Origin of the sequence: Streptomyces sp. NPDC058401, from assembly GCF_042722885.1 — a bacterium.
Taxonomy (GTDB): domain Bacteria; phylum Actinomycetota; class Actinomycetes; order Streptomycetales; family Streptomycetaceae; genus Streptomyces.
In genome coordinates this window covers 1-11063 of sequence record NZ_JBHXKA010000193.1, presented here as the reverse complement: position 1 = coordinate 11063, position 11063 = coordinate 1, and the positions used below count along the sequence as shown (strand labels likewise).

Annotated in this window: 10 protein-coding genes and 1 pseudogene; 2 read left to right on the top strand and 9 right to left on the bottom strand. The window is 73.2% G+C overall.

Going from position 1 to position 11063, the window contains the following annotated elements; translation table 11 throughout:
• Positions 1-64 precede the first annotated feature (64 nt).
• From ACFWNV_RS37240 to ACFWNV_RS37210, 7 genes and pseudogenes are all read right to left on the bottom strand, one after another.
• The gene (locus tag ACFWNV_RS37240) at positions 65-1435 is read right to left on the bottom strand and encodes a carbohydrate-binding protein (RefSeq protein WP_383955971.1); all 1371 of its coding nucleotides are present in this window, start codon (positions 1433-1435) and stop codon (positions 65-67) included.
• 115 nt (positions 1436-1550) lie between these two features.
• Complete coding sequence (locus tag ACFWNV_RS37235) at positions 1551-2531, bottom strand: LysR family transcriptional regulator (protein WP_383955968.1); 981 nt, start codon at positions 2529-2531, stop codon at positions 1551-1553.
• Positions 2532-2602: 71 nt separating this feature from the next.
• Positions 2603-3085 carry a hypothetical protein gene (locus tag ACFWNV_RS37230; RefSeq protein WP_383955966.1) on the bottom strand — a complete coding sequence of 161 codons (483 nt, stop codon included), beginning with the start codon at positions 3083-3085 and terminating at the stop codon, positions 2603-2605.
• 229 nt (positions 3086-3314) lie between these two features.
• Positions 3315-4316 carry a zinc-binding dehydrogenase gene (locus tag ACFWNV_RS37225; protein ID WP_383955963.1) on the bottom strand — a complete coding sequence of 334 codons (1002 nt, stop codon included), beginning with the start codon at positions 4314-4316 and terminating at the stop codon, positions 3315-3317.
• Positions 4317-4352: 36 nt separating this feature from the next.
• On the bottom strand, positions 4353-4709 hold the full coding sequence (locus ACFWNV_RS37220) for a MerR family transcriptional regulator (protein WP_383955961.1): 357 nt from the start codon (positions 4707-4709) through the stop codon (positions 4353-4355).
• A gap of 236 nt (positions 4710-4945) precedes the next feature.
• Entirely contained in the window at positions 4946-5482 is a 537-nt protein-coding gene (locus tag ACFWNV_RS37215) for a TIGR00730 family Rossman fold protein (RefSeq protein WP_383955958.1), read from the bottom strand.
• Positions 5479-6554, bottom strand: a pseudogene (locus ACFWNV_RS37210) (GlxA family transcriptional regulator). The gene ACFWNV_RS37215 and the pseudogene ACFWNV_RS37210 overlap by 4 nt, the downstream one beginning before the upstream one ends.
• Positions 6555-6624: 70 nt before the next feature.
• Between ACFWNV_RS37210 and ACFWNV_RS37205 the strand changes: the two are divergent.
• Positions 6625-8007 (top strand): MFS transporter, encoded by a 1383-nt coding sequence (locus ACFWNV_RS37205; RefSeq protein ID WP_383955955.1) that lies wholly within the window; start codon positions 6625-6627, stop codon positions 8005-8007.
• 7 nt (positions 8008-8014) lie between these two features.
• Positions 8015-8488 (top strand): nuclear transport factor 2 family protein, encoded by a 474-nt coding sequence (locus ACFWNV_RS37200; protein ID WP_383955952.1) that lies wholly within the window; start codon positions 8015-8017, stop codon positions 8486-8488.
• 25 nt (positions 8489-8513) lie between these two features.
• Here the strand turns inward: ACFWNV_RS37200 and ACFWNV_RS37195 are convergent, their stop codons facing one another.
• Positions 8514-9812: an MFS transporter gene (locus tag ACFWNV_RS37195; protein ID WP_383955949.1), complete on the bottom strand. Its 1299-nt coding sequence runs from the start codon at positions 9810-9812 to the stop codon at positions 8514-8516.
• Positions 9809-10351: a helix-turn-helix domain-containing protein gene (locus tag ACFWNV_RS37190; protein ID WP_383955946.1), complete on the bottom strand. Its 543-nt coding sequence runs from the start codon at positions 10349-10351 to the stop codon at positions 9809-9811. Before ACFWNV_RS37190 ends, ACFWNV_RS37195 begins: the two co-directional genes overlap by 4 nt.
• Positions 10352-11063 lie beyond the last annotated feature (712 nt).

Here is an 11063-nt window from a genome sequence, read left to right as displayed (position 1 = left end):
CCTCCTGTCCTGCTCCCTGTCCGGCTCCTGTCCTGCCGGACGGGCGGGCGGGCGGGCGGGCGGGCTACAGTCGCTGCCAGAGCGCCGGGACCACCGGCGGCTCCCAGCCCGTCTGGGCCTGGTGGCCCTGGATGCAGCGGTAGTTCGCGCCGCCGTAGGTGACGGTGGCGCCGGCCGCGTAGACGGAGCCGGCCTTCCAGGTGCCGCCGGGCTCGGGGTCACCCGGTCCGGGGCCCGGGCCCGGGTCGGTTCCGGTGACCTTGAGGGTCAGACCGTAGGTGGACAGGATCGGGTTCAGCGGCTGGAAGAAGGTGGTTCCCCCGCTGGAGCAGTTGCCGGAGCCGCCCGAGGTCACGCCCTGGGCCTGGCTGCCGGAGATGTAGGAGCCGCCGGAGTCACCGGGCTCGGCGCAGACCGTCGTACGGGTGACGCCGGAAATGGTGCCCTCGGGGTAGGTGACGCTGGTGTTGTGCTGCTGGACGGTCCCGCAGTGCCAGCCGGTGGTCGATCCGGAGCGGCACACCGAGGCCCCGACGGGTTGCAGCACCGAGCCGGTGACCTGCACGTTCGCCCCGCCGCTGCCCTTGACGTAGGGGGTGGAGGTCCAGTTGGCGTTCGCCGCCACCCAGGCCATGTCGTTGCCGGGGAAGATCGAGGCCTGGAAGGAGCCCTGGGCGACCTGGTTGAAACCGCTGGTGGTGGTGCCGGCCCGTCCGCAGTGCCCGGCGGTGGCGAAGCCGTTCACCGTTCCCTTGGTGATCGGGAAGCCCACGGAGCAGCGGCCGCTGCCGTTCATGTAGTAGGCGTCCCCGCCGCGCAGGTCGTACAGCGGGCGCGGGGCCTCGGCGGTACGGACCACCGTGACCAGTGCGGCGTCGGTCCCGGTGGCCGCCAGCAGGTCGGCCGCCGCCCCGGGCCGGGTCTCCTCGACGACCAGGGTGTTGCCGCGCGGGTCGACGTAGCGGACCGGGGTCCCGGCGGTGGCCACCCGGTCCAGCGCGGCCTTCGCGGTGTCCAGGTCGGACAGGGAGCGGCTGACCAGTTTCGCCCGGGCCCCGGTGGCCCGTATCGCGGCGGTGTCGGCGGCCCGGGTCGTGGCCACGGTCAGGGTTCCGGCGTCGGCGCCGTCCAGCCAGGCTCCGGCGAAAGCCGGGCCGAGCCGGTCCTGCAGCCGGGCGGCGGTGGCCCCGGCCTCGGCCTCGTGGGCCAGACGGGCCTTGGCCTGTGTGGGGGTCAGGCCGAGGTCGCGCTGCATGGCGGTGAGCAGCTCGGGAGGAGCGTCGGCGGTGCGCAGGGTGGCCGAGGCCGACTTCTGCGGCCGCGCGGTGCCGGCGGAGTCCGCGGGGGCGGCGGTGGCAGCGGCGCCGGTGGCGGCGAGCAGCAGCCCGGCGGCGGCCAGGGCGGTACACGCCGCGCGGGCGTGTCGCTTGAGCATGGGGGATCTCCTCGGTTCGGTGGGGGTCAGCGACACCGTAGGAATCCGAACGCCCCTGCGGGAGATACCGGTTGGCCCCTCCCCCGGTGTTATGGCCGCGCCTCGGCTCCTCCGCCTACGCCCGTTCCGCCAGTGCTGTGGCGACCGCGGTAGTGGCTGCGGCTGCCGCTGCCGCTGCTGCGGCCGCGGCCGCGGACGACCGGGCCAGCGCCTCCGTGTGAGCGTCCCGGGCGTGCTCCAGCACCGCTGCCGCCCGGGCCGCTGCCCGCGCCGCGGGATGCCAGCCCAGCAGGTGCCTCCAGACCAGCGGGCTCCCGGCGAGCGGCCGGGTGACCAGCCCGGGGGTCACGGGGAAGGTCGCCCGGCAGAGCCCCACGGCCCGCCCGACCTGGACGAGGTGCACGCACGAAGCCGTGTCCGTTTCGTACACGCACGCCGGGGTGAATCCGGCGCGCACGCACGCCGCCGCGAAGCAGTCCCCGAAGCATCCGTCGCCCGGTACGTCGGTCCAGGCCTCGGCGGCCAGCTCCGCCAGCTCGATCCACGGCCGCTGCGCCAGCGGGTGGCCCTCGGCCAGCATCACGTGCACGGGATCCCGCGCCACCTCCCTCCACGCGAGCCGCCCCGGCTCCGGCGGGGCGCTCTCCCCGCACACCCCGACCAGGGCGAAGTCCAGCCTGCCGGCGGCCACTCCCCCGGCAACCTCGCGTTCCGACCACGAGGTGTACGTGGTCACCGTCACCCCGGGCTCCTGCCGGACGATCCGGTCCACGAGCCCGCCCAGCAGCGGCCCGTGCGTCCCCCCGAGCCGGTAGCCGACCGCGCCCTGCCGGGCGAAGCGCACCGCTTCCTCCTGGAGCTCGCACACGGCCGGCAGGACGACGCGGGCCCGCTCCAGCACCAGATCCCCGAGCGCGGTGGCCCGTACGCCTTCCCGCCCCCGGACGAAGAGCGGCCCGTCCAGCGCCCGCTCGATCCGTTTGAGCTGGGCGCTCAGAGCGGGCTGAGTGAGCCCCAGCACGGTGGCCGCGCGGGTCAGGCTGCCGGCGTCGGCGACCGCTCTGACGATCTTGAGGTGCCTCAACTCCAGGTCCATGCCCCGAGCTTGGTCCAGACCTACGGGACTGCGCTACGGGTCCGCCGCATCCGGAATCGACCAGAGCCGGCTCAGCGGGGCTTGCGGATCCGCAGGACGGCCCGGTCGTAGGTGAAGGTGAAGCCTCCGTCCGGGACGGCGAACTGGTCGGTCAGGTACCTCTCCACCTCTGTGCGGGAAGGCCGGGAGGGCCGGTCAGACGGGGAAGGCCGGGAAGCCCGGGAAGCCCGGGAAGCGAACGTACCGGGCGGGACGGCACCCAGCATGAACTCGGCGAGATCCAGGGCGTGGGCCAGGTCCGGCGGCCGGACCTCGTCGAGGGGCGCGGTGAGCACCGTGGCCGTCGGGCAGGCGCGGCGCAGCTCCGCACCGAGGAGGGGGTTCGGCTCGATCGCCGTGACCCCGTCGAAGTGGGGGGCCAGGCGGCGGGTGTGGGAGCCGTCGCCCGCCCCGACATCGATCAGGAGACGGCGCCGGGGCATCGCCTTCGCGATCCCTTCCACGTGATCCCGGCCGGGGTCCGCCTGAGCGCAGGCGGCCAGGAAGTTCTGCAAGGCGTGGCGGTAGTCGGCGGCTCGCGGATCGGCCGGGCGGATCGGTGCCGGAGTTGTGGCCGGGAGGCGTGGCAGGGGTGGACATCCGGGGAATCCCTTCCCTGGACCGTCGTACGGCGGTGCGCGGCTCGCACGCCTACCCAACGCGCGTGGGGTCGCCCGGGTCACCGATTGCCCGCCCGGGTCACCGATTGCCTCGCCCAGGTCACCGATTGCCTCGCCCAGGCACTCACGCCCAGGGGTCGAGGGCGAGTTTGCCGGTGGTCTTGCGGGATTCGAGCTGCTGGAGGACCTTCGGGCCGTCCGCCAGGGCGTGCACCTCCGGGGTGCCCGGCGGGTAGACGCCGGCGGCGATCAGGGAACGCAGCTCCGTCAGGAGGCCGGCGAGGATCTGCGGTGCCTCGGTGGCCATCGAACCGATGTGGAGGCCCTTGATCTGGACCCGGTGGGTGAACACCAGGTCGTGGGTGGAGATGTCGGCGTGACCCGAGACCACACCGAAGACGACGACGGAGCCGGTGACGGGACGGGTCACGGCGAGGCTGTCGCGGAAGGTGGCCCGACCGACCGATTCCAGGGTGATGTCGACGCCCCCGGGGGCCAGCGCGAGGACTTCCCCGGCGAGGTCGGGGCGGTCGGAGTCGAGGACGTGGGCGGCCCCGAGCGCCAGGACGGTCTCGCGCTTCGACGCGGAGGCGGTGGCGATGACCGTGGCCCCGTAGTGGTGGGCGAGCCGCACGGCGGCCTGTCCGACCCCGCCCGCCGCCGCGTGGATCAGTACCGTGTCGCCTCGCTCGATGCCGCCCAGCGGCTTCAGGGCGGCCAGGGCGGTCGCCCAGTTCAGTACCAGGCCGAGGGATTCGGCGTCGCTCCAGCCTTCGGGGACCGGTAGGGCGCCCGCCGCCGGCATGGTCATGTACTGGGCGAAGGCGCCGTAGCCGGTACCGATGACGTGGGTGCCCACCGGCAGCGGAGCCTCGACACCGGGGCCGACCGCCACGATCTCACCGGCGGCTTCGAAGCCCGCCGTGTACGGCGCGGCCGGGCCGCCTTCGTAGGTGCCGTACGCCTGCATGACATCGGCGAAGTTGACCCCCGCAGCACCGACGCGGATCAGGTACGCGCCGGGGCCGGCGACCGGGACGGGGCGGTCGGAGGTCGGGATCAGGTCCTTCGGGCCCTTCAGGGACTGCTGGACGAGAGCCTGCATGAGCGGCGTGTTCGTGGTCATGTGGAGGACCGTAGAAGCTTGCCGTAAGCGGCAAGGTCAAGCCCCGTTCCGCGCGGCGCCCAGAAAGGCGTCCAAGGCGGACTGCTGGGCGGCCAGGGAGGCGGCCCGTTCGGCGAGGCGGTCCCGGTACTCCTCCACCTCGGCGAGGAACTCGGCGCAGATGCCGTGGGGGCCGGTGGAGGGGGTGAGGTGGGGCAGGAGCTCCCTGACGAGCCGTACGGGCAGGCCGGACTCCAGCAGGGAGCGGATCACGCGGACGCGGTCCAGTACTTCGGCGGAGTAGAGCCGGTACCCGTTCGCGCACCTTTCGGGGGCGATCAGCCCCTCCTCCTCGTAGTGTCTGAGCGCCCGGGCGCTGACCCCGCCGGCTCTGGCGGCTTCACTGATCTTCAAGGAGTCCACGGGAGGCCCAACGCCCCGGCGGGACGGGGTGTTCCGGCACGGTTCCGGACCACGGGTGACGGCTGGGTCGTCTCTTTCGGATCTTGTCGGCCGAGCCCGCGGCGTCTGGTGCCGTGCCTGGGCGTGCTGTCGGGGCGTTCGCGTACTGGGCGTACGTGAGCGCCCCGGCAGTGCGGCCAGGTGCGGTGCCAGGCGTCGCGTGCCCGGCAAGATCCGAAAGAGACGACCTAAGCGTCGAGGTGTTGCTCCAGGTGGGCGAGGGCCGTGGCGGGGTCTTCGGCGAAGGAGACCAGGTCGGTCAGGGGCACGGGGAGGAAGCCCTCGTCCTCCATGCGCTGGAACTGGATCTTGAGGCCGTCGTAGAACCCCTCCGTGTTGAGGAGCACCACCGGCTTCCTGGTCTTCCCGTGCTTCTTGAGCTCGAGGATCTCGGTCGCCTCGTCCAGCGTCCCGGTACCGCCGACCAGGATGGCGACCGCGTCGGCCTTGGCCAGGAGGAGCGCCTTGCGTTCGGCGAGGTCGGCGGCGATCACCATCTCGTCGGCGTTCTTACGGGCCTTCGCCGCGAGGAAGTCGACCGAGACGCCGACGAGCCGCCCGCCCGCCGCCTGGACTCCGTCCGCGACCACCTTCATCAGGCCGCTCTCGGAGCCGCCCCACACCAGCGTGTGGCCGCCCTTGCCGAGGAGCTCGGCGAACTCCCGGGCGGGGCGCGTGTAGCGCTCGTCGAGGTCGGCGGCCGAGAGGAAGACGCAGATGTTCATGCGTCGAGGGTACGAGGCCCACGGGCCCGGACGTGGGGCCGGTCCGTGTCGCTTCGGGCTCCGGGCCCCTGCGCGGAGACGACGCTCCCGGCCGCGTCCGCCCGGAAGGTCCGGCGGTAGGCGGCGGGTGTGGTGCGCAGGGCTTCGTGGAAGCGCCGGCGCAGGTTGACGGCCGAGGAGAGACCGACCCGGTGCGCGATGGTCTCCACGGGCAGGTCGGTCTCCTCCAGCAGGGCCCGGGTGGCGGCGAGGCGCCGGTCCAGCAGCCAGCGGCCGGGGCTGATCCCCAGCTGCTCGGTGAAGCGCCGGGTGAGGGTACGGGCCGAGACCTGGGAGCGGGCCGCCATGTCGGCGACGCTGACCGGTTGGTCCAGCCTGGCGGTGAGCCATTCCAGCAGCGGGGCCAGCGAGTCGGTGACCGGCCCGGAGGTGGGCAGTTCGGCGTACTGCAGCTGGCAGCCCTCGCGGTGCGGGGGCATCACCATCTGGCGGGCGATGCGCAGGGCATACGCGGCGCCCTGGTCGGTGCGCACCAGGTGGAGGCAGAGGTCGACGCCGGCTGCGATCCGGCGCTGGTGGCGACGTCGCCGTGGTCCACGTACAGGACGGCGGGGTCGACCCGGACGCCCGGGAACCGGGCGGCCAGCTCCGGGGCCTGGGCCCAGTGGGTGGCGGCCCGTCGGTCGTCCAGCAGTCCGGCGGCGGCGAGCACGAAGGCGCCCGAGCAGATGCCGACGACCCGCGCGCCGCGGTGGTGCGCCCGGCGGACCGCGGCGATCACCTCGGCGGGCACCTCGGTGCCGGTGGGCTGCTGCCAGCCGGGGATCAGGACGGTGTCCGCGCGCTCCAGGGCGTCCAGGCCCGCCGTGACGAGGAGGTCGTATCCGGCTTGGGTCCGGACCGGGCCGGGGTGCTCCGTGCAGACCTCGAACGCGTAGCGGGCCGGGATGGCCGGGCTGTGGTCGGCGAACACCTCGGCCGCGCAGGCCAGCGGGAAGGTCGACTGCGGGGGTTGCAGCACGGCCACGACCCGGTGGAGCGCCGGGGGCTCGGACAGCGTACGAGGCGTCATGGCGCGAAAGTACCCCATCGTGTCGGTCAGGACACTGGAGGCAGAGATTGGTCTAGTCCAGCATCTTCGTGTGACCACCGTGAAGACGCCTCGCCAGCCGGCCCAGACCGATCCGCCCACCGCCCGGCCTCCGTTGTGGGACCGGCGATTCACCCTCTACTTCACCGCCCGCGCGGTCTCCCTGGTCGGCGACGCGATGATGCCGGTGGCCGCCGCGCTCGCGGTCGGTCCGCTGTACGGGATCTCCGGCGTCGGCCTGGTGCTCGGCACCTGGACGGGGACCTTCGTGCTCCTGGTCCTGTTCGGCGGGGTGTTCGCCGACCGGGTGGGCGCCCGCCGGATGATGGTCGGCGCGGACCTCGTCCGTGTGCTCACCCAGGGCGTGCTGGCCGCCGCGTTCTTCGCGGGGACACCGCCGTTCTGGCTGCTGGTGACCATGGCGGCCGTGGCGGGCGCGGCCGTCGCGATGTTCCAGCCGGGCGTGAACGGCATGGTTCCGCTGGTCGCGCGGGAGCCACAGCGCGCCAACGCCACGCTCAAGGTCGCCGACGCCCTGGCGCAGCTGCTCGGCCCGGCCCTGGCGGGGCTGTTGATCGTACTGACCGGCGCCGGGACCGTGTACGCGATCGACGCGGGCGCCTTCGTGCTCAGCGCCCTGTGCTTGGGGCTGATCCGCTTCGCGCCGGCGGGTGCGGGAGGTACGGCAGGTGCGGCTCGTACGTCCACGTCGGCGTCCGTGTCTGCGTCTGCGTCAGCCGGCCTCCCGGCGGATGCCGGGGCCAGCGCGGGGAGGGGGAGTTCGCTCCGTCGCGACCTGCGCCAGGGCTGGCGGGAGTTCCGCTCCCGTACCTGGATGTGGGCGGTCATCCTGATCTGGGTGGTCTACGGCATCCTGCTGTTCGGCCCCATGGTGCCGCTGAGCTCGGCGCTGATCGGAGCCCGGCTCGGCCCGAACTCGTACGGCCTGGCCGTCTCCTTCCTCGGGGTCGGTACGGTGCTCGGCGGCTTGCTGGCCCTACGGCTGCGCCCGGTCCGGCCACTGGCGGCCGGCGCGGTGGCCATGGTGCTGTTCGCCGTGCTGCCGCTCTGCGTGGCCCTCGGTGCCGGACTGCCCGTGCTGCTGGCCGGTCATGTCGTCGGGGGCGGCGCCTGGGCGTTCTGGTCGGTGATGTGGGCGACCAGCGTCCAGACCCACACCCCACCGGAGGTGCTCAACCGGGTCACCGCCTACGAGCTGGCCGGCTCGGTGTCCGGCATCGCGCTCGGCCAGATCCTGGCGGGCCCGGCCACCGAACTGGCCTCCCCGGAAACCCTGCTCCTGGTCTCGGCGGGCACCTGCCTGGCGGGCTGCGCGGCGCTGCTCGCCATCCCGGCCATCCGGAACCTGCGCCGCATCGCACTCACCGACAGCGGCGCACCGGACGCTTCGCTTCCGCGTGACGGGCTGATATGAGTTGATCATGGATGTCGAACTTCTCGGCCCGATGGAGCGCCTGGTTGCCGAGCGGGCGTGCGAGCGGCTGATCGTCGAGTTCGTCCACCACCTCGACCTCGGAGAACCGAGCGCGGTGGCGGACCTCTTCACGCCGGACGGGGTCTGGGAATGGCCTGCCGGGGATCGCCGCATCGCGGGCCGCGAGGCGCTTCGCGGCTACTTCGGCGGCCGGCCCGCGGACCGGCTGTCGCGCCGCATGTGCACCAACATCCTGGTCACCTTGACCTCGACGGACGCGGCCACTGCCACCACGTACTTCGCCACGTACCGGGTCGACGGCTACTCCGGGGGCATGGTGCCGCCCCGGCCCCCGACTCAAGTGGGGCACTACGAAGACACGTTCCGCAGGATGGACGGAGTCTGGCTGCTCGCCACCCGGACCCTGTTCCTGCCCTTCGCGGGGCCCACGGAACACCTCGGCCACCCGGCCGCACCGTGACCTGCGGATCATCGCACCCGAGGTGTCACGACGCTTCGGGTGCGCCCGCCCGAGCGGGATCCCTGGGCTCCGCGTCACCGGGAGCGCCGTCCACCGGGGCAACAGCGCGCAGTGCCGCCTCGACCCGGCGGTTGCTGGTCATGTTCGCCGTGATGGCGGTCATCGCGAGGAGGAGGCCGGAGGCGACGTAGAGCGGGGTGCGCACGTCGTACGCGGTGGCCAGCCAGCCGCCGAGGAAGGCGCCGAACGGGGCTGCGCACATGGCGAGCATGCGGGAGGTGGAGGCGACCCGGCCCATGAGGTGGGCGGGGACGATCGCCTGCCGCAGGGAGGGTGCGAGCACCATCGTGGCGCCCATGCCCGCTCCGCAGACGGCGAGCGCGAGGCCGGCCACGTACGGGTTCCCGGAGGTGGCGAGCCCCAGGACGGCCAGCCCCTCGACCGCGGCCGTGCAGGTCAGCGCGGTACCGGTGCCGAGTCGCCGGCCGAGGAAGGAGGCGATGCCCGCGCCGAGCAGGCCGCCGGTGGCCTCCGCCGTGAGGAGCAGGCCGAAACCGAAGGCACCGATGCCGAGGCGGTCGTGCGCGAAGAGGGCGAGTACGGTCTCCACGGCGATGAAGGCGATGTTCCCGACCGCCGGCCGCAGTGCGAGCCCGAGCAGCAACCGGTCCCCGAAGACGTACGAGGCCCCTGCCCGCGCCTGCCGCAGCAGCGACTCACGGGCCTGCGGTACGGGACGGGGCATCCTCGGCAGTGACCGTACGAGCAGGGCGGAGACCGCGAACGACACCGCGTCGGCGAGCAGCGGAACCGCTCTCCCGAGCGCGAGCAGCGCACTGCCCGCGGGCGGCCCGGCGAAACCGGACGCGGCGGTCTGGGCTCCGCGCAGGCGGGAGTTGGCGCGCTCCAGGAGCGCGGGGTCGCGGCCGAGCAGGTCCGGCAGGTAGGCGGTGGCGGCCGTGTCGAAGAAGAGCCCGCCGAGGCCGAGCAGGAAGGCGACGGCCCCGAGCAGCGGAATGCTCAGCACGTCGAGGGCGGCCGCGGCCACCGGTATCGCGAGCAGCACGGCACGCGCCGCGTCCGCGATCCACATCGTGCGCCGGCGGTCCCAGCGGTCCACGAGTGCACCGCCGAGCAGCCCGAACAGCAGCCACGGCAGGGTGCCGGCGGCGGTGACGACGGCGAGCGCCATCGGATCCCGCGTCAGCGTCAGCGCGATCAGCGGCAGCGCGGCGTGCGTGACCCCGTCGCCGAGCGAGGACACCGTCTGTGCGGTCCACAGCCGTCCGAACCCGGTGGGGAACTTCTCTGTCTCAGTGCTCACTTGGTGTCCCCCTCGGTGTTCTGGTCGCGACGTGCCGGGTGGAACAGGGCGAAGACGAGTGACGCGTCCGGCAGGGTCGGATCGGATAGCTCCCGGTACTCGTAGGCCAATGCCTCCAGGCGCGCCCCCAGCTCCGCGAACTGCTCGTCGGTGAGCCGCAGATGGACCATCCCCACGTGCCGATCGCCGTCCGACGGCGCCTCCTCCAGGTCCGCCACCGCGTGCCGCATCAGCAGATCCGGCCCGCCCTCGCCCGGGTCCGGCAGCACGATCGACCGCGCGGCCATCGCGTAGTACCGCTCGTTGACCCCCCGGACCTTCCGCGTCCGGACCACCTTCACCAGGCCGGCCCGCTCCAGCAGGCGCACGTGATAGCTGGAACTCCCCTTCGCCAGGCCCACCCGCGCGGCGATCTGCGTGATCGTCGCCGGCTCGAAGCGGAGCATGGCCATGATCCGGTGGCGCGTGAGGTTGGAGACGGCGCGCAGCTGCTCGTCCGTGGTGACGTGAAAGGCCTCGGGGGGCTCATCGGTGGGCATGGCTCAATGGTCAACGTTTCTTGACCATTGAGCAATAGGGTTCGCTCAAGAGGGTGGATGCCATTCCGCTTCGCGCGGCAAGTCCTCGTGGAGGAGGGCATGAAGGAGGGCGTGGAGGAGGTCGCGGAGCTGGACCCCACGCCGTCTGAAATCACCCGCGGCAGGCGTCAGGGCGAACGGCGGGTGGTCGTCATCGCACTCACGAGGCGGGGCGCGGGACCGCATCGGCGATCCACCGGCCATCACCGACCTCGAACACCGCACGCCCGGCCGGCTGACCGCCGACGAGATCGCCGAAGTGCGGGCCTCACGGAGGCCCGCTCATGAACACGCACGCCCCTCAGGCACCCACCGGCCACGACCCACGGCCAGCCGGGCTGAGCCCGAACTCGCCGGCCGCCGAGGGCGCCGACAACTGCTTCGATGAGTTCGCCGCCCGCGACCCGGCGTCCTCGACGGGCGGCTCCTCACCCGCTTGTGCCGCCCGGCCCGTACGGGCCGGGCGGAACCCGACCGCACCCCGTTCCCGCGGACGGCGGCCCGATCGCCGCGCGTCACGGACGGGGTGACGACCAGGGTGTGACGGCAGGCTCTAGGAGGTGTCTTGCCGATCAGGCCGGGCTCGCGGGGTCTGGCACCGCACCTCGCCGCGTTGTCGTCACTCGCCGACGCTCCGCGTCGACTCCCTCCTCCGCCTTGCGATGCACGGCAC

Excerpts from the sequence above, each read along its gene's own strand:
- ACFWNV_RS37240 (WP_383955971.1), bottom strand. The coding sequence starts at position 1,435 with ATGCTCAAGCGACACGCCCGCGCGGCGTGTACCGCCCTGGCCGCCGCC.
- ACFWNV_RS37235 (WP_383955968.1), bottom strand. The coding sequence starts at position 2,531 with ATGGACCTGGAGTTGAGGCACCTCAAGATCGTCAGAGCGGTCGCCGAC.
- ACFWNV_RS37225 (WP_383955963.1), bottom strand. The coding sequence starts at position 4,316 with ATGACCACGAACACGCCGCTCATGCAGGCTCTCGTCCAGCAGTCCCTG.
- ACFWNV_RS37215 (WP_383955958.1), bottom strand. The coding sequence starts at position 5,482 with ATGAACATCTGCGTCTTCCTCTCGGCCGCCGACCTCGACGAGCGCTAC.
- ACFWNV_RS37200 (WP_383955952.1), top strand. The coding sequence starts at position 8,015 with ATGGATGTCGAACTTCTCGGCCCGATGGAGCGCCTGGTTGCCGAGCGG.
- ACFWNV_RS37190 (WP_383955946.1), bottom strand. The coding sequence starts at position 10,351 with ATGCCCACCGATGAGCCCCCCGAGGCCTTTCACGTCACCACGGACGAG.